The following is a 16897-nucleotide window of genomic DNA, read 5'->3' as shown; positions in this document are numbered from 1 at the left end:
TAATTTTAACGACGAGAAAACAATGATTCCTTCATTCAATGCCGTTCTCAACACCGACCGACAACTTTCCGACCGGACGCCATCGGCCAGCCCGGCGCGCAACCTGTCGTCGTCATGCCCCAGTCTTTCCCAGCGCTTTCGTTCAAGCCCAGCGCATCAGCCACTGGCCATGCCGGCGCAATCCGACCTGCCGGTTAGCGCGGACAGGGGGCGATGGAATTACAGCGACTGCCATTTCCATCCGACCAATTACATCCAGCAAGGCTGCAAGCCCAAAAGCCTGATTGCTGAAATGGATGCGCTGGGCATCAGGTACGCCACCCTGATGCCAATTCCCACCAACGTGCTGTCCAGCCAGCCCGATCCGGAATGGAATCCCTGCGAAGGGCAGCAGCACTGCGGTCCGCATTACTATTTGCCCGGCCACATGATGGCGAAGCGCGCGCTTACCAGCAAGGATATGGATGAAGCCCGTGCCGCCACCGAGCTCTATGTGAATACCGGCGTGGATGCGACCACCGCAATGCATTACTCGACATTGACCGCCGCCGAGCGGCATCGCTTCGATCCCATGATTACCGGACTGCACCTCGGCGACATGCATAGCAGCACCTACCTGCTGCAGAAGCTGACCGAGCACCCCGGCGTGTTTACCGGGGTCGGCGAGATCACGGTGCACAAGGAAGTGGTGCAGGACCTGTTTGCAGGCAAGCGCCAGGCCAACCTGGGCAGCAATGCAGGCGCCCTGATCAAGCTATTGCAGACCTGTGGAACCATCGGCATGCCAGTCGTGCTGCATTGTGATGTCGATCTGCCGGGCCAGGAGAACAATGCGTCACCGATCTATCTCGAAGGCATCAGGCGCCTGTTCTGCGATCCTTGCGTGTCGCAAACCAACATCGTCTGGGCGCATGGCGGCGGGCTGGGCCGCTTTGTCAATGCGCCTGCCGGACATACCGCAACGCTGCGCCAGCTGCTCGAGGACAGCAGGATGAAGCATGTTCATATCGATCTCTCATGGAGCGTGGTCGCCGAGCGGCTGACGCAGTCGCCGCAGACGCAGGCCGAATGGGTGTCGCTCATCACGGATCATTCCGAACGCTTCCTGTTTGGCTCCGATGCGCTGGCGCCGAAGGACCGGGACGCCTGGAACAAGACCTATGCCAGCTATAACGGCTTGCTGATGAGCCTGACGGATGCGGTGCGCCTGAAACTATTGCAAGGTAATTATCAGCGCCTGTTTGTCGATGCGCGCGAGCGGGTGCGCGCGTACGAAAAATTTTTCCTGGCTTCCGCTTTGCGCGATGCCAGCCAGTTGCGCCATGCCGCAACCCCATCTTCCCTGCCTGCAGGGGTGCCGACCGCCACCGCCACCGCCACCGCCACCGCCACCGCCACCGCCACCACTACCACTACCACAACAACAACCAGAACCTCCGGAACCACAACTACAACCACAACCATCAACGCAGACACCAGGCGCGATCATGATGCCGAAGAAGCGCAGTCCACGCCCAGGGAAGCGCAGTTTTCATTGAACGCGCAGCCGCACGCCTCCCCGGGCGCGCTGCGTCATTGAACTGCCGCTGATGCCGACGCCAGCCAGGGCTGGCATGGCTGCCTGCGTATCCTGCCAGCCATTGAAGTGCGTCAGAATTCCGCCTCCAGTTCGTTGATCTCTTCCGGCTCCGCCAGCGCCGCATTCACCCACTCCCGCACCGGTTCGAGCGCCATGACGGTGTCGCAATAGCCGCGGCATACGGCATCGAGTTCCACGCCATAGGTCAGGAAGCGCGTGACCACCGGCGCAAACATCGCATCTGCCATGCAGACCTTCCGGCCGAACAGATAGGGGCCGCCGTAGGTGTTGATGCACTCGCGCCAGATAACGGCAATGCGGTCGATGTCGGCCTGGGCGCGCGCCCATACCCGGAAGCCGCTGTAGTTGGCCTTCAGGTTCATCGGCAGTGCCGAGCGCAGCGCCGCAAAGCCCGAATGCATTTCGCCGCAGATGGCGCGGCAGTGGGCGCGCGCCTTGCGCTCCGTCGGCAGCAGGCGGGCGCTGGGCCTGATCTCATTGAGGTATTCACCGATGGCAAGCGTGTCCCATACGGTAATGCCTTCGTGGCGCAGGCAGGGCACCAGCACGGACGGCGCCAGCAGCAGGATTTCCGCGCGCGTGGCCGGATCGTCGGACGGAATCATGATCTCCTCGAACGGCAGGCCGGACAGCCTGGCAAGCAGCCAGCCGCGCATGGACCATGATGAGTAGTTCTTGCTGGTGATGGTAAGCGTGGCTGCTTGCATGTCGCCATCCTTGGGTTGATTGGGCTGGGCGAAAATCACGCAAGCCGCATGCCAGAGCCAATGCCCGTGGTTTTGGCCAATGGCGCGCTCCTTGCTAGCTGCATGCGTGTCCCAGCACAGTCACGGAGCGCGCATGAAGTACCAAGTATGGCAGGCGCAGGCTGACCTGATGGCCCATCTGCGTCTCTACACCGAGGCCACGGCCCAGGCAATGCATCAGCCATGGCTGGCCGAATTGCCTGCGGCACGCCGCATCGCCGCCGCCTGCGCCGTGTTCGCCAGCGCGCAGGTCACCCACAGCCGCCCCGCTTTCGGGATCGAGCGCACCATGCTGGGCAGCGGCTCGGCGGCGCGCGAGGTTCTGGTGCATGAAGAGGCGATCCACGTGCTGCCCTTTTGCACGCTGCTGCGCTTTGCCAAGGAAGGCGCCGATGGCCAGCCGGAAAGCGAGCCCCAGCCGCGTGTGCTGCTGGTGGCGCCCATGTCAGGCCACTTCGCAACCCTGCTGCGCGACACCGTGCGCACCATGCTGCCCGAGCATGATGTCTATATCACCGACTGGCACAACGGGCGCGACGTGCCGCTGTCGGCTGGCGCTTTCGGGCTGGACCAGTACACCCGCTACCTGATCGAATTCCTTGGCGTGCTGGGGGAGGGCGCGCACATGCTGGCGGTCTGCCAGCCCTGCGTGCCGGCCCTGGCCGCCACGGCCATCATGGCCGAGGACGGCCATCCGGCCACGCCGCGCAGCCTGACGCTGATGGCCGGCCCGGTGGATGTGCGCATCAGCCCCACCGAAGTCAACCGGCTCGCCACCAGCAAGCCCTACAGCTGGTTCGAGCGCAACATGATAGGCACCGTGCCGCAGCGCCACCGCGGCGCCGGCCGCGAAGTCTATCCCGGCTTCATGCAGTTGACGGCCTTCATGAGCATGAACCTGGAGCGCCACATGGAAGCCTTTCGCGGGCTATACCGCGACCTGGCCAATGGCGAGCTGGAAAGAGCGGCGGCCACGCGTGCCTTCTATGCGGAATATTTCGCGGTGCTGGACCTGCCGGCCGAGTTCTACCTGGAAACCATACGCGACATCTTTCAGCATGCGGCGCTGGCCTGCGGCGAACTGCGCTTCGAAGGAAGGCTGGTGCGGCCGGAAGCGATACGGCGCACCGCGCTGCTAACGGTCGAGGGCGAACGCGACGACATCTGCGCGCTCGGCCAGACCATGGCCGCGCATGACCTGTGCAGCGGCATTCCGGCATTTCTGAAATCGCATCATATGCAGGCCGGCGTTGGCCACTACGGCGTCTTCAGTGGACGGCGCTGGACGCAGCAGACCTATCCGATTGTGCGGGAAATGATTTACGGCACGGATTAGCAGGATTTCTCACGGGAGACGGGCATGAATGTCACACAAGCGGAAGTCAGGGAGTCACGGACCTGCACCATCTTTACCGTGAAGGTGGACGGGCAGGTCCACCGCTGCGCGCTGTCCGAGGAAGCGCTGTACATGCTGTCGCAGGGCATGGACCCGCGTCTGGACCGGATCGACGCCTATATCGTGCTCAAGCGGCGCGTTGCATGCGCCGCCAGCGCCTGCCTGCGCAACGACGCCACGCTGCCGCCGGTATTGCAGGCATGCCATGTCGCAGCGCATGTCTGAGGCAGGAGGGGTGGATTGGTGCTGGACGGCGGGTTGTTGACAAGCTAACCTATGGGCGTTCGCAACAAAGTCGCGTTGCCTTACTGCATGCATCGGATCGAACCCGGCGGCATGGTATGTTCGGCAGCGTACCGACTCCCACGGCGCATTCATTTATAAATCAGCAATGCGCCGCCGGAGCACCGACGGCACCTCACCCACAACAAAGGAGCTAGAAGATGGTCGACAATTACGCCGATAAAGCAAGCAGCGAACTCAAATCCCTGGTATCGGATGCGCAGGACCTGTTCAAGGCTGCCTCCACCGCGTCGTCCGACAAGGCTGCAGCGCTGCGCTCCGAAGGCATGCGTCTGCTGGACAATGCGCTGACGGGCGCCCGCGACATGCAGGACACGGCGATGAAGACCGGCCGCGAACTGGCCAGCACCGCCGACGACTATGTGCATGAGAATCCATGGAAGACCATTGCCATTTCGGCTGGCGTGGCACTGGTGATCGGGGCGCTGCTGACCCCAATGATCACCAAGCGCTAGGCAGCTTGCAGTACGGCGCCGGCACCGCATGCCGGCGTACGCGTTTCATCTGGGGACGGAATAATGAGAAATAACGAAGAGAATGCAGCGCGTCTGGAAGACCTGATGAAAATGCCGCCGATGACGCCGCAGCAGCATGCGGAAATCATGCGCAAGCGCATCGTCGGACGCCATGCGCTGGAAGAAGCGCGCGACCGCCGGCATCTGGGCCTGGACGACGAGCTGTTCCCGGGCTGACCCGAAACCGCAGGGCAGGCGGCATCTGCCCGCATTCCCGACAGGGCAAGACCTTCATGGCCTTGCCCTTTTCATTTGTCAGCGCGGCCCTGGCGTGCAGCTTTCGTCCTCAGAGCACCTTGCCGAGGAAAGACAGCGACATGCCATGCGCCACCGCGGAAGCCTTCTGATCGTAGGAAGGCCTTTCCCAGCAATTGAAGCCATGGTCCACATCCGGATAGGTTTCGATCACGGCATTCTTCGCGTTGCCGAAAGCGGCCTTGACCGCATCGACGGCGCTCTTGGTAATGTAATGGTCCTTCTCCGCGAAATGGAAGAGGATGGGGCAGGTGACCTTGCTGGCCTGGTTGAGCTGGCCGTCGATGCCGCCGCCGTAGTAGCACACTGCGGCGTCGACGCCGGCATTGGCGGCGCACAGATAGGACAGCAGTCCGCCCATGCAAAAGCCCAGCGACGCCACGCCACCGGTGACTTCCGGCATGCCGCGCAACAGGTTGACGGCCTGGGTCAGGTCCTGAACCGCCATCGGGAAGTCCAGCTTCTTCATGTAGTCGAAAGCCTGGGCCGAGCCGGCGTCGTCATAGGTCAGATCGACGCCCGGCTTCAAGCGCCAGAACACGTCCGGCGCCAGCACCACGTAGCCGTCCAGCGCGTACTGGTCGGCCACGGCGCGGATGTGGCTGTTGACGCCCCAGATTTCCTGGATCAGCACGATGGCCGGACCGCTGCCCTTGGGCGGCAGCGAGAGGTAGCCGCGAAACGCATTGCCGTTGTTGGTGTCGATGTCGATCCAGCGTGAATTCATGCTTGCTCCTAGGGTAATGATGAGGGGGTGTGATGGCCTGCGTCAGGCGCGGCTCATTGTAGCCGCTATCAAAACGGCATGTCAGCCATGCCGCCATGCTGTTGGCCCCGGCCTATGTGAGTTGGCGCACCGACACCTGCACCGCGCCTGCCTAGCATGGTGCGCCATGCCCAAGGCAACCGCCACGGCACTTTCCAATAGAAGAGGATGCACCATGAGCCATGCCGCTACTACTCAGCTGCAAGACCTGCAGGACAAGATCAAGGATGTGAAATTCGGCATGTTCACCACGCTGGATCCGGACGGCAAGCTGTCCTCCCGGCCCATGACCTGCCAGCAGGTGGACGACCAGGGCAATCTCTGGTTCTTCACCTCCGATGTCACCGACTTCGTGCGCCATCTCACCGAACATCCGCGCATCAACGTGAGTTTCTCCGACCCCGACGACAGTCTGTATGTGTCCATCGCCGGCCATGCCGAACTGACCCGCGACCGCGCCAAGATCGACGAGCTCTGGAGCCCGCTGGTGGCGGCCTGGTTCGATGGCGGAAAAGAGGATCCGCATCTGTCGCTGATCAAGGTGCATATCGACAGCGCCGAATACTGGGACACCCATTCCAGCAAGATGACCCAGCTGTACGCACTGGCCAAGTCGGCCCTGACCGGCAAGGCGCCGCGCGACCTCGGCGAGCACAAGAAGATCACGCTGTAACGTTGTCACAGCCGCAGGCAGGGCAGGCCGCCCTGCTTGCGCGTATCAGTCCAGCGTGGCAATCACCGGCGTATGGTCGGACGGCTGGTCCCACTTGCGCGGCGCCTTGTCGATCATGCAGCCTGTGCAGCGGCCGGCCAACGGCGGCGACAGCAGGATATGGTCGATGCGCAGGCCCATGTTGCGGCGAAAGGCCATCTGCCGGTAGTCCCACCAGCTGAACACCTTGTCGGGCTGATCGAACAGGCGGAAGGCATCCGCCAGCTGCAGTTCGCACAGGCTGCGGAAGGCCGCGCGTTCCGGTTCCGACACCAGCACCGAGCCGGCCCATGCGGCCGGGTCGTGCACATCGCCGTCGGCCGGCGCGATGTTGTAGTCGCCCAGCAGCGCCAGCTGCGGATGCGCCGCCAGCTCCGAGGCCAGCCATTCGCGCAGGGCCAGCAGCCAGCGCAGCTTGTACTCGTACTTGTCCGAGCCGACCGACTGGCCGTTGGGCACGTAGGCGCAGACAATGCGCATGCCTTCGATCGTGGCGGCGATGATGCGCTGCTGCTCGTCGGGGAACAGCGGATTGTTCCTGACCACATCGGTCATCGGGTGGCGCGACAGGATGGCCACGCCGTTATAGGTTTTCTGGCCCGTGTAGGCAACCGAATAGCCTGCCGCTTCGATCTCGGCGACGGGAAACTTGTCGTCGGTCAGCTTGGTCTCCTGCAGGCACAGCACGTCGACCGGGCTGTCGGCCAGCCACTGCAGCACCTGCGGCAGACGCACCTTCAGGGAATTCACGTTCCAGGTAGCGAGTTTCATTGTCGTTCCCATTCCTTGCATTGAAATAAAACGCGCCGGACCTCCTCTGGAGGTGCCGGCGCTGGCCTGGAGCCTGTTATCGGCGCGATCAGCGTGCCGCTTGCGCCCGGTTGATCAGGAAGGTGGTCAGCATCGGTACCGGGCGGCCGGTGGCGCCTTTGGCCGGGCCGCTCTTCCACGCGGTGCCGGCGATATCCAGGTGCGCCCAGGTATAGGCCTTGGTGTAGCGCTCCAGGAAGCAGGCAGCGGTGATGCTGCCGCCAGGGGCGCCGCCGATGTTGGCCATGTCGGCGAAGTTGGATTTCAACTGCTCCTGGTAGCTGTCCTCGATCGGCATGCGCCATGCGGTATCGTCGCTGAGCTTGCCGGCGGCGATCAGCGCGTCGGCGAGCGCATCGTGGACGTCATCGTGGCGGGTGAACAGGCCGGCATTGTGATGGCCCAGTGCCGTGATGCAGGCGCCGGTGAGCGTTGCGATGTCCACTACCACCGCCGGCTTGAAGCGTTCGACATAGGTCAGCGCGTCGCAAAGGATCAGGCGGCCTTCGGCGTCGGTGTTGAGGATCTCGATGGTCTGGCCGGACATCGAGGTGACGATGTCGCCCGGACGGGTCGCGGTGCCCGACGGCATGTTCTCGGTGGCGGGAATCACGCCGATCACGTTGAGCTTCAGGTTCATCTCGCCGATGGCGCGGAAGGTGCCCAGCACCGAGGCGGCGCCGCACATGTCGTACTTCATTTCATCCATGGCCGCGCCGGGCTTGATCGAAATGCCGCCGGAGTCGAAGGTGACTCCCTTGCCGACCAGGACCGTGGGCGCTTCCCGCGTCTTGCCGCCCAGGTGCTTCAGCACGATGAATTTCGGCGGCTCCATGGTGCCGTTGGTCACCGACAGGAAGCTGCCCATCTTCAGCGCTTCCATCTGCTTGCGGTCCAGCACCTCGACGCCGAAGCCGAACTGCTTGGCCAGCTTCTTGGCGGTGTTGGCCAGATAGGTCGGCGTGCAGACGTTCGGCGGCAGGTTGCCCAGGTCCTTGGTCAGTTCAATGCCGTTGGCCAGCGCCACTGCCTGGGCCAGCACTGCGCGCGCCGATGCGGCGGCAGCGGCGTCGAGCACCAGCGCAGCCTTCTTCACGCCGGCCGGGACCGGTTCCTTCTTGCTCTTCATTTCGTCGAAGCGGTAACGCGACTCGCGCAGCGCCAGCACCAGCGCCTGGATTGCCCAGCCGGCCTCGCGTTCACGCACCTGGTCGCAGGGCAGCGAGATCAGCGTATCGGCCGCGCCCACGGTCGCCAGGGTCCGCGCGATGGCCTGGCATGCGCTGTTGAAGTCCTTGGGCGCGACCGGCGCCTCCTTGCCCAGGCCAACCAGCAGCACCCGCTCGGCTGCAATGCCGGCCAGGCCGCGCAAGAGCAGCGTGCTGCCAGGCTTGCCGGTGATGTCGCCGGACTTGACGGCGGCGCTGATGGCACCGTCGCCGTCAAGTCCGGCGGCAGCGGCCGTCAGCACCTTGTTTTCGAAAACCCCGACTACCATGACGCCGGTTTTTGCTTGTGCCAGGCTGGTCCTGGCGTCGAATGTTTTTATGCTAAAGTCCATGGATGCTCCTTTTTAGTCCACGCAATTATAGTATCGAATGATTTTTCAACGCGCTCTACGTCGCGAACTGATCAGCTCCGCCGGCGCCGTCTTCACCACCCTGTTCTCGATCACCATCACCGTCATGCTCATTCGCATCCTTGGTCAGGCTGCCGGCGGCAAGGTTGCGTCCCAGGATGTGGTGGCTCTGCTCGGATTCGCGGCGCTGAACTATCTGCCCGTGATCCTGATTTTGACCGGCTTCATTTCCGTACTGCTGGTGCTGACCCGCACCTACCAGGATTCCGAGATGGTGGTTTGGTTCGCGTCCGGCATGAGCCTGACCGCCTGGATAAGGCCAGTGCTGACCGTGGCGCTGCCGCTGGTGCTGGTGGTGGCGACGCTGAGCCTGGCGGTCACGCCCTGGGCCAATCGCCAGAGCACCGAATTCCGCAAGCGCTTCGAGCAGCGCGAGGATATCTCACGGGTGTCGCCCGGGCGCTTCCAGGAGTCTTCCTCGGCGGACCGGGTGTTCTTTGTCGAAGGCGTGGCCGATGATGTGAGCAATGTGAAGAATGTCTTCATCAGCAGCATGCGCAACGGTAAGTCCAGCGTGATCGTGGCGGCCGAGGGGCGTACCGAAATCGATGCCAATGGCGACAAGTTCCTGGTGCTCAATGATGGCCGCCGCTACGATGGCACGCCTTCGGAGCCGGAATTCCAGCTGATGCAGTTCGAGCGCTACGGCGTGCTGATCGCCAACAGCAGCCAGGTGGACGCAGGCGACAGTTCGGCGCGTGCGCTGCCGCTGGGCGACCTGATCGCCAATCCCACCAACCAGAACCGCGGTGAGATCCTGTGGCGCATCGCCCTGCCCATCATGGGCGTGGTGCTGATGCTGCTGGCGATTCCGCTGGGCTTCGTCAATCCGCGCGGCGGCCGTTCGGCCAACCTGCTGCTGGCGCTTCTGGTCTTCATCGTCTACAGCAACATGGTCAGCGTGATGCAGGCCGGGGTGGCCCAGGGCAAGCTGGCGCTGATGGTGAGCTGGTGGCCGCTGCATCTGCTCGGTGCGCTGCTGGTGGCGTTTTTCTTCTCCTGGCGCATCCTGATGAATAGCCGCCATCATCCGCTGGCCTACTGGAACGCCTTCAAGCGCATGGTTTTCTACAGGCGCGCCGCATGAAGATACTGCAACGTTATCTGGCCGGCGAGATCATACGCGCCAGCGTCTTCGTGCTGGCGGCCTTCCTGGCGCTGTTTGCCTTCTTCGACGTGATGAGCGAGTTGCAGTCGGTCGGCACCGGCGGCTACAAGCTGCAGCATGCCTTCCTGTTCGTGCTGATGGGCATGCCCGGTTACGCCTATGAACTGATGCCGATTGCCGCGCTGATCGGCACCATCTACGTGCTGGCCCAGCTGGCTTCCCGTTCCGAATTCACCATCATGCGGGTGTCCGGGCTGTCCACGCGCCAGGCGGCGGCCATGCTGGCCAAGATAGGCGTGCTGTTCGCGCTGCTGACCTTCGTCTTCGGCGAGTACGTGGCGCCCAAGTCGACTGAGCTTGGGCAGAAGCTCAAGCTGGGCTTCAAGGGCGCCGCGGTATCGCAGGAATTTCGTTCCGGCCTATGGGCCAAGGACGTCATACGCGACAAGGGCGTATCCGGCAATGTAATCGGCACCCGCTTCCTGAACGTGCGGGAAATGCGGCCCACCGGCGAGCTGCTGAATCTGCGTGTCTATGAATTCGACCGTGGCTTCCACCTGGTCAATTACATCATTGCCGACCGCGCGGATTATTCCGGCAACAACACCTGGACCATGCAGAAGGTCACCGAAAGCCGTTTTCCCCAGGCTGCGACCCGTAACGGCACGCGTGTGCTCGACCTGAGCACCGCGGTGTCGACCACGAAGCGCGAGGTGATGCCGCTGGTGTCCGAAATCACGCCGTCGATTCTTTCGGTGCTTTTTGCCGATCCGGAGCGCATGTCCGCCGCCGACCTGGCGCTATACAGCAAGCACCTGGCAGAGAACAAGCAGCGCACCGAGCGTTATGAGATTGCCTACTGGCGCAAGCTGAGCTATCCCTTTGCCGTGTTCGTGATGATGGCAGTGGCGCTGCCTTTTGCCTATCTGCATTTCCGGGCAGGCGGCGTCAGCCTGAAGATCTTCGCCGGCATCATGATCGGCGTGAGCTTCCAGCTGATCAACCGGTTGTTCTCGCATATCGGCATGCTCAATACCTGGCCACCATTTGCCACCGCGGTATTGCCCAGCGTGCTGTTCCTGCTTGCCGCATTGCTGACCCTGAAGTGGATTGAAAGGCGTTAAATGAAAAATGCACTGGTTCTGTTTGCCCACGGCGCACGTGATCCTCGCTGGGCAGCGCCGTTCGAGAAGCTGCGCGACATCGCCCGCAGCCAGTTGCCCGACACCGACGTGTCGCTGGCTTTCCTGGAGCTGATGTCGCCGCGCTTGCCGGAAGTCGTGGCCAGGCTGGCCGGCGAGGGCTGCACCAGGCTGTCGGTGGTGCCGGTTTTTCTGGGGCAGGGCGGCCATGTGCTGCGTGACCTGCCGCTGCTGATCGATGAACTGCGCAGCAATCATCCGGGACTGGAAATCAGCGTGGCTGCTGCGGTGGGGGAAGACAGCGAAGTGCTGGGGGCGATTGCGCGCTACTGCGTGGCGGCAGCCGCGTCACCGAGCGGGGCGGGCTAGGGGGGCAGGGTGGCTTTGGGTAGGGGAAGCCTTTTGCGCAAAGTCAGAAGTGGGAGTGGTTTCAAGGGCGGCAGGGTCTGCGGTTGCCGTTGACGTACGCGCAGCGACCGTTGCCGTTGCCGTTGCCGTTGTTTTTGAAGTACGCGCAGCGACAGTTGTAGTTGCCTTTGAAGTTGCCGTTGCTTTTGAAGTGGCCGTTGCCGTTGAAGTGAAGTCCCGTTGAGCGCGCCGTGTCAGCGGTGCCCGGAGCGGGAAAAGGTGCGGCGTCTGTCTGAGTCAAGCGCAGCTTGGCGAGTTTAGCCGCGCTCCGCTCCGGGTACCGCTGACACGGGAACCCCGCGCAGCGGGGCGCGATCACCGGGTCGCCTTTTTTTGGTTACTTTTTTTGGCGAAGCAAAAAAAGTGACCCGGCCGCCGGGACGGACTCCCGGCTTGTCTCCACGGCAGTGCAGCCGCCTTGCGTCACCCGGCAACGCCCGGGCAGCACTTTCGTTGTTGTCTTTGACGTGTTCGTTGAACATGGCTTAACGTCAAAAGCAACTGCTGCTTCGCAGCGACGTCTTTATGCCGGGTGACCCAATGCGCATGTCCTCGCATCATGACCAGGCCGGGTGTTCGCCCCGGCGGGCGAGTCACTTTTTTGCTTCGCCAAAAAAGTAACCAAAAAAGGCGACCCCGACTGTGCCGCCCCGCTGCGCGGGGTTCCCGTGCCGTCGATACCCGGAGCGGGGCGCGGCTAAACTCGCTCCGCTGCGCGGCGCTCAGACAGACGCCGCACCTTTTCCCGCTCCGGGCATCGCCGTCACGGCGGTACACAGACGGGGACCCTAACTGCAACTGCAACTGCAACTGCAACTGCAACTGCAACTGCAACTGCAACTGCAACGGCAACGGCAACGGCAACGGCAACGGCAACGGCAACGGCAACGGCAACGGCAACGGCAACTGCAACTGCAACTGCAACGGCAACGGTCGCTGCGCGTACGTCAAAGACAACAGCAACCGCAACGGCCAATTCAACAGCGATTGTCCCCACGCCCGCAGATCCACCCGCAACTTCCGCCTTCCTCTGGAAGATGCGCCGCTCCCCACCACCCGCCTCCATGTCGAACTGGACAATTCCCCCTGCAGTTGCAGCCTTGAAAAACAAGCCTTTCAGGTAAACTTCCGGCTTTCATCCGCACCCAAAAGGCAACGATGTCTGCTGTCCCCGCGGTCGATCCGCATGGTTTTCGTCGCATTCTGTATCGCAACATAGCGCTCCCGCTGATCGTCGGTGTGATCAGCGTGCTGGGCTTCGTTGCGTTGATTGCCTATCTGCTGTCGACCATGAACCAGGTCGAGCGCAGCGATCGCATCATTGCCGAGACCCATGCGGCGGCGAAGCTGGCGGTGGATCAGGAGACCGGGATGCGCGGCTTTCTGCTGTCCGGCAATGAAAGCTTTCTGGAACCCTACCGCCTCGGCAAGCCGCGCATGCAGGTACAGCTTGAGGCGCTGGAACAGCTCGTTGCCGAGGATGGGCAACAGGTGGAGCGTGTCAGGCTGATCAAGTCGCTGCATGCCCAGTGGACCGTGTTCGTCGAGGAAGTGCTGAGCCAGCGCCGCGCCAACGGAGACTGGCTGCGCCTGGTCATGAGCGGACGCGGCAAGCAGGAGTTCGACCAGTTGCGGCGCGAGTTCGATGCCTTCCTGAAGATCGAGGAAGAGCGGCGCCAGGCGCGCGGCGAGGAGGCGCGGCGGGTGACCGCCATTACCGTGACGGTGTATCTGGTGCTGTCGCTGCTGCTGGCGGGCGGGCTGGCCCTGTTCGGCCGGCGCGAACTGCTGCGGCTGTCGGAAAGCTATAACGCCGCGCTGGCGCACCAGGGCGAACATGGCCGGCTGCTGGAACATCAGGCCTGGCTGCGCGCCGGACAGACACGGCTGGCCGAACGCATCGTCGGGCAGCCGGCGGTGGCGCCGCTGGCGCGCGGCGTGCTCGATTTCCTGGCTGAATATCTCGGCATGTCGGTCGGCGCGCTGTACGTGCGCGAGCCGGGCAATGCCCTGCGTCGCAGCGCTTCCTACGGTTTTTCAAAGGAAAGCGAAGCGGCGCCGCAGCTCATTGGGGCTGGCGAGGGCCTGGTGGGGCAGGCGGCATTGGCCAAGCGGGTGATACGGCTCGACAGCGTGCCCGAGGACTATCTGAAGATCAGCTCCGGCCTGGGCAGCGGCTCGCCGGTGACGCTGCTGCTGGCGCCGATCCAGGAAGGCGGCGTGGTCAATGGCGTGATGGAACTGGGTTTTGCGCGGAAGGTCGAGACGCGCGATCTTGAATTGCTCGAACTCATCGCGCCGGCAGTAGGCGCCGCAATCGAGGCCGCGCTGTACCGCCAGCGGCTGCAGGCGGCGCTGGCCGACACCCAGCAGCTCAACGAGGAACTGCAGGTGCAGCAGGAAGAACTGCGCACCGCCAACGAAGGCCTGGAAGAGCAGTCGCGGCTGCTGCGGGAATCGCAGGCCAGCCTGGAAAACCAGCAGGCCGAGCTGGAACAGACCAATGTGCGCCTGAACGAGCAGGCAGTGTCGCTGGACCAGAAGAACCATGCGCTGCAGCAGGCGCAGGAAGCGCTGGAAGCGCGTGCCGATGACTTGCAGCGGGCCAGCCGCTACAAGTCTGAATTCCTGGCCAATATGTCGCATGAACTGCGCACGCCGTTGAACAGTTCGCTGATCCTGGCCAAGCTGCTCTCGGAGAACAAGGCAGGCAATCTCAATGCCGAGCAGATCAAGTTCGCCGAGTCGATCTATGCCTCCGGCAACGACTTGCTGTCCCTGATCAATGACATCCTCGATATCTCCAAGGTGGAGGCGGGCCAGATGTCGCTGCAGCCGGAAGCGATCACGGTGGACGAACTGGTCAGCAGCCTTGAACGCACCTTCCTGCCGCTGGCCGAGGAAAAGCGCCTGGCCTTCCGCGTGCAGCAGCAGGATGTCGGCGCCACGCCGCTCTATACCGACCGCATGCGGCTGGAACAGATCCTGAAGAACCTGCTGTCGAACGCGATCAAGTTCACCGAGCATGGCAGCGTCACCCTGGCGCTGTCGACGCTGCCGGGCGAACGCATCGTGTTCGCGGTGAAGGACTCGGGCATCGGCATCGCGCCCGAGCAGCAGGATGCCATCTTCGAGGCCTTCCGCCAGGCCGACGGCGGCACCAGTAGGCGCTATGGCGGCACCGGCCTGGGGCTGTCGATCTCGCGCGAACTGGCTGGCCTGCTGGGCGGGGAGATTGCCGTCAGCAGCGCGCCGGGACAGGGCAGCACCTTTACGCTGACGCTGCCGCGGCGTATCGCGCAGCCGGAGCAGGCTGAGCCGCAGGCCGCCCAGGCGCCGCGGCCCGTACCCGCCGTTGCGTCGCCCAAGGTCGAGCGCATGCGGCCCGCGGCGCCCGCGCCCGCACCGGCGGCCGCACCGTCGCAGTCGGTTGCCGCGCTGCCCGCACAACCCTTCCCGGATGACCGCGCCGCCGCGCCCGACGAGCGCCGCGCCGTGCTGGTGGTGGAGGACGAGCCGGCCTTTGCCGGCATCCTGTACGACCTCGCCCGCGAAATGGGCTATCGCTGCCTAGTCGCGCAGGGCGCGGACGAAGGGCTGCAGCTGGCGCGGCAATTCCTGCCCAGCGCCGTGCTGCTCGACATGCGCCTGCCCGACCGGCCCGGCCTGTCGCTGCTGCAGCAATTGAAGGAAGACCCGGCCACCCGCCACATCCCGGTGCATGTGGTGTCGTCCGAGGACCGCAGCGAGGCGGCGCTGCACATGGGCGCGATCGGCTATGCGCAGAAGCCGGCCTCGCGCGAGGAACTGAGGGAAGTGTTCCAGCGGCTGGAGGAGCGCTATACCCGCAAGATGAAGCGCATCCTGCTGGTGGAGGACGATGCGCGCCAGCGCGACAGCGTGACCCACCTGATCAGCGACGAGGACGTGGAGATCACCGCGGTGGCCACCGGCGCCGAGGCGCTGGCCCGGCTGGTGCAGATCCAGTTCGACTGCATGATCATTGACCTGAAGCTGCCCGACATGCAGGGCCGCGAGCTGCTGCGGCGCATGTCGGAGCAGGGCCTGCAGCCATTCCCGCCCGTGATCGTCTACACCGGCCGCAATCTCACGCGCGAGGAAGAGGCCGACCTGCTGAAGTATTCGCGCTCCATCATCATCAAGGGCGCCCGTTCGCCGGAACGGCTGCTCGATGAAGTCACGCTGTTCCTGCACAAGGTGGAGTCGGAACTGTCGGTGGAACGCCAGGCGATGCTGAAGTCGGCGCGCAGCCGCGACCATGTGTTCCAGGGACGGCGCATCCTGCTGGTCGACGACGACGTGCGCAACATCTTTGCGCTGACCAGCGCGCTGGAGCAAAAGGGGCTGGCGGTGGAGATCGCCCGCAACGGCGAGGAGGCCATCGCCAAGCTCGATGCCGCGCCGGACGTCGACCTGGTGCTGATGGATGTGATGATGCCGGTGATGGACGGGCTGGAAGCGACGCGCCGCATCCGTACCGATGCCCGCTTCGCCAAGCTGCCCATCATCGCCGTCACCGCCAAGGCCATGCGCGACGACCATGAGCAGTGCCTCAGGGCCGGCGCCAGCGACTACCTCGCCAAGCCGATCGACCTGGACCGGCTGTTCTCGCTGCTGCGGGTGTGGCTGCCCAACCTGGAGCGACTGCCGTCATGAAGCGCGACGCCACCGAAATCGAACTGAAGCTGCTGGCCGAGGCGATCTATCTGCGCTATGGCCACGACTTCCGCGACTATTCCGGCGCTTCCCACAAGCGCCGCGTGCTGCATGCGTTGCCTGAATTCGGCTGCAGCACCATCTCGGCGCTGCAGTCGCGGGTGCTGCACGAGCCGGCGGTATTCCACGAACTGCTGCAGTTCCTGACGATTCCGGTCTCGGAGATGTTCCGCGACCCGTCCTACTACCTCGCGCTGCGCCGCGACGTGGTGCCGCTGCTGCAGACCTATCCGTCGATCAAGGTCTGGGTGGCGGGCTGCAGCACCGGCGAGGAAGTCTATTCGCTGGCCATCCTGCTGCACGAGGAAGGCCTGCTGGAGCGCTCGCTGATCTACGGCACCGACATCAACCCGGCATCGCTGGAGAAGGCGCGGCGCGGCATCTTCCCGCTGGCGGCGATGGAGCGCTATGCCGACAATTACCAGAGGTCGGGCGGCAAGCGCCAGCTGTCGGACTACTACACAGCCGCTTACGACGCGGCGCTGCTCGACCGCTCCCTGTCGGCCAACGTGACCTTCGCCGACCACAGCCTGGCGACCGACAACGTGTTTTCCGAGACCCACCTCGTGTCCTGCCGCAATGTGCTGATCTATTTCAACCGCAAGCTGCAGGACCGGGCGTTGGGACTGTTCCATGCATCGCTGTGCCACCGCGGCTTTCTCGGGCTGGGCGCCAAGGAGAGCATGGATTTTTCCGCCTGCAAGGAGCGTTTCGAAACCCTGGACAGGCGCGAGCGCCTGTACCGCAAGCTGTGAACGGC

The 16897-nt window shown here is 63.7% G+C and carries 17 protein-coding genes; 11 read left to right on the top strand and 6 right to left on the bottom strand.

Annotation, left to right across the window (positions count from 1 at the left end; all coding sequences use genetic code 11):
* Positions 1–22 precede the first annotated feature (22 nt).
* On the top strand, positions 23–1579 hold the full coding sequence (locus tag ABC383_RS05740) for an amidohydrolase family protein (protein WP_413012405.1): 1557 nt from the start codon (positions 23–25) through the stop codon (positions 1577–1579).
* 71 nt (positions 1580–1650) lie between these two features.
* Here the strand turns inward: ABC383_RS05740 and ABC383_RS05735 are convergent, their stop codons facing one another.
* Positions 1651–2307 (bottom strand): glutathione S-transferase family protein, encoded by a 657-nt coding sequence (locus ABC383_RS05735; protein ID WP_413012404.1) that lies wholly within the window; start codon positions 2305–2307, stop codon positions 1651–1653.
* A gap of 133 nt (positions 2308–2440) precedes the next feature.
* Here ABC383_RS05735 and ABC383_RS05730 point away from each other — a divergent pair, with 133 nt between their 5' ends.
* The 4 genes from ABC383_RS05730 to ABC383_RS05715 all read left to right on the top strand — a co-directional run bounded on the left by ABC383_RS05730 (position 2441) and on the right by ABC383_RS05715 (position 4737).
* Positions 2441–3682 carry a polyhydroxyalkanoate depolymerase gene (locus ABC383_RS05730; protein WP_413012403.1) on the top strand — a complete coding sequence of 414 codons (1242 nt, stop codon included), beginning with the start codon at positions 2441–2443 and terminating at the stop codon, positions 3680–3682.
* Positions 3683–3706: 24 nt separating this feature from the next.
* On the top strand, positions 3707–3967 hold the full coding sequence (locus ABC383_RS05725) for a hypothetical protein (protein ID WP_413012402.1): 261 nt from the start codon (positions 3707–3709) through the stop codon (positions 3965–3967).
* A gap of 218 nt (positions 3968–4185) precedes the next feature.
* Complete coding sequence (locus ABC383_RS05720; protein ID WP_413012401.1) at positions 4186–4500, top strand: ElaB/YgaM/YqjD family protein; 315 nt, start codon at positions 4186–4188, stop codon at positions 4498–4500.
* A gap of 63 nt (positions 4501–4563) precedes the next feature.
* Positions 4564–4737: a hypothetical protein gene (locus tag ABC383_RS05715; RefSeq protein WP_194712210.1), complete on the top strand. Its 174-nt coding sequence runs from the start codon at positions 4564–4566 to the stop codon at positions 4735–4737.
* 109 nt (positions 4738–4846) lie between these two features.
* Here ABC383_RS05715 and ABC383_RS05710 read toward each other — a convergent pair whose 3' ends face one another.
* Positions 4847–5542: a dienelactone hydrolase family protein gene (locus tag ABC383_RS05710; RefSeq protein ID WP_413012400.1), complete on the bottom strand. Its 696-nt coding sequence runs from the start codon at positions 5540–5542 to the stop codon at positions 4847–4849.
* 214 nt (positions 5543–5756) lie between these two features.
* Here ABC383_RS05710 and ABC383_RS05705 point away from each other — a divergent pair, with 214 nt between their 5' ends.
* A complete protein-coding gene (locus tag ABC383_RS05705; RefSeq protein WP_413012399.1) occupies positions 5757–6254 on the top strand; it encodes a pyridoxamine 5'-phosphate oxidase family protein in 498 nt (165 codons plus the stop codon).
* 45 nt (positions 6255–6299) lie between these two features.
* Here ABC383_RS05705 and xth read toward each other — a convergent pair whose 3' ends face one another.
* Both xth and ABC383_RS05695 read right to left on the bottom strand, forming a co-directional pair.
* A complete protein-coding gene (gene xth / locus ABC383_RS05700) occupies positions 6300–7064 on the bottom strand; it encodes an exodeoxyribonuclease III (protein WP_413012398.1) in 765 nt (254 codons plus the stop codon).
* A gap of 88 nt (positions 7065–7152) precedes the next feature.
* On the bottom strand, positions 7153–8664 hold the full coding sequence (locus ABC383_RS05695; protein ID WP_413012397.1) for a leucyl aminopeptidase: 1512 nt from the start codon (positions 8662–8664) through the stop codon (positions 7153–7155).
* 37 nt (positions 8665–8701) lie between these two features.
* Here ABC383_RS05695 and lptF point away from each other — a divergent pair, with 37 nt between their 5' ends.
* Genes lptF through ABC383_RS05680 form a run of 3 tightly spaced genes read left to right on the top strand, consistent with a single transcriptional unit; the run spans position 8702 to position 11361 of the window.
* Positions 8702–9829 (top strand): LPS export ABC transporter permease LptF, encoded by a 1128-nt coding sequence (gene lptF / locus ABC383_RS05690; RefSeq protein ID WP_413012396.1) that lies wholly within the window; start codon positions 8702–8704, stop codon positions 9827–9829.
* Positions 9826–10974 (top strand): LPS export ABC transporter permease LptG, encoded by a 1149-nt coding sequence (gene lptG, locus ABC383_RS05685; RefSeq protein ID WP_413012395.1) that lies wholly within the window; start codon positions 9826–9828, stop codon positions 10972–10974. The genes lptF and lptG overlap by 4 nt, the downstream gene beginning before the upstream one ends.
* A complete protein-coding gene (locus tag ABC383_RS05680; RefSeq protein ID WP_413012394.1) occupies positions 10975–11361 on the top strand; it encodes a sirohydrochlorin chelatase in 387 nt (128 codons plus the stop codon).
* Between the two features lie 61 nt (positions 11362–11422).
* On the opposite strand, the gene ABC383_RS05675 is transcribed toward ABC383_RS05680, so the two are convergent.
* The gene (locus ABC383_RS05675; RefSeq protein ID WP_413012393.1) at positions 11423–11641 is read right to left on the bottom strand and encodes a hypothetical protein; all 219 of its coding nucleotides are present in this window, start codon (positions 11639–11641) and stop codon (positions 11423–11425) included.
* A 522-nt stretch (positions 11642–12163) separates the two neighbouring features.
* Positions 12164–12511: a hypothetical protein gene (locus tag ABC383_RS05670; RefSeq protein ID WP_413012392.1), complete on the bottom strand. Its 348-nt coding sequence runs from the start codon at positions 12509–12511 to the stop codon at positions 12164–12166.
* Between the two features lie 47 nt (positions 12512–12558).
* Between ABC383_RS05670 and ABC383_RS05665 the strand changes: the two genes are divergently transcribed.
* Positions 12559–16077, top strand: coding sequence for a response regulator (locus ABC383_RS05665; RefSeq protein ID WP_413012391.1), 3519 nt, complete (start codon positions 12559–12561; stop codon positions 16075–16077).
* Positions 16074–16892 carry a CheR family methyltransferase gene (locus ABC383_RS05660; protein ID WP_413012390.1) on the top strand — a complete coding sequence of 273 codons (819 nt, stop codon included), beginning with the start codon at positions 16074–16076 and terminating at the stop codon, positions 16890–16892. Before ABC383_RS05665 ends, ABC383_RS05660 begins: the two co-directional genes overlap by 4 nt.
* Positions 16893–16897 lie beyond the last annotated feature (5 nt).

It is taken from the genome of Noviherbaspirillum phoenicis (assembly GCF_047237965.1).
Taxonomy (GTDB): domain Bacteria; phylum Pseudomonadota; class Gammaproteobacteria; order Burkholderiales; family Burkholderiaceae_D; genus Noviherbaspirillum_A.
Note: the sequence above shows the minus strand (reverse complement) of the source record. Positions and strands in the feature narration are given on the sequence as shown.

Coding starts and splice junctions, on each gene's coding strand:
- ABC383_RS05740 (WP_413012405.1), top strand. CDS start 23: ATGATTCCTTCATTCAATGCCGTTCTCAACACCGACCGACAACTTTCC.
- ABC383_RS05735 (WP_413012404.1), bottom strand. CDS start 2,307: ATGCAAGCAGCCACGCTTACCATCACCAGCAAGAACTACTCATCATGG.
- ABC383_RS05730 (WP_413012403.1), top strand. CDS start 2,441: ATGAAGTACCAAGTATGGCAGGCGCAGGCTGACCTGATGGCCCATCTG.
- ABC383_RS05725 (WP_413012402.1), top strand. CDS start 3,707: ATGAATGTCACACAAGCGGAAGTCAGGGAGTCACGGACCTGCACCATC.
- ABC383_RS05720 (WP_413012401.1), top strand. CDS start 4,186: ATGGTCGACAATTACGCCGATAAAGCAAGCAGCGAACTCAAATCCCTG.
- ABC383_RS05715 (WP_194712210.1), top strand. CDS start 4,564: ATGAGAAATAACGAAGAGAATGCAGCGCGTCTGGAAGACCTGATGAAA.
- ABC383_RS05710 (WP_413012400.1), bottom strand. CDS start 5,542: ATGAATTCACGCTGGATCGACATCGACACCAACAACGGCAATGCGTTT.
- ABC383_RS05705 (WP_413012399.1), top strand. CDS start 5,757: ATGAGCCATGCCGCTACTACTCAGCTGCAAGACCTGCAGGACAAGATC.
- xth (WP_413012398.1), bottom strand. CDS start 7,064: ATGAAACTCGCTACCTGGAACGTGAATTCCCTGAAGGTGCGTCTGCCG.
- ABC383_RS05695 (WP_413012397.1), bottom strand. CDS start 8,664: ATGGACTTTAGCATAAAAACATTCGACGCCAGGACCAGCCTGGCACAA.
- lptF (WP_413012396.1), top strand. CDS start 8,702: ATGATTTTTCAACGCGCTCTACGTCGCGAACTGATCAGCTCCGCCGGC.
- lptG (WP_413012395.1), top strand. CDS start 9,826: ATGAAGATACTGCAACGTTATCTGGCCGGCGAGATCATACGCGCCAGC.
- ABC383_RS05680 (WP_413012394.1), top strand. CDS start 10,975: ATGAAAAATGCACTGGTTCTGTTTGCCCACGGCGCACGTGATCCTCGC.
- ABC383_RS05665 (WP_413012391.1), top strand. CDS start 12,559: ATGTCTGCTGTCCCCGCGGTCGATCCGCATGGTTTTCGTCGCATTCTG.
- ABC383_RS05660 (WP_413012390.1), top strand. CDS start 16,074: ATGAAGCGCGACGCCACCGAAATCGAACTGAAGCTGCTGGCCGAGGCG.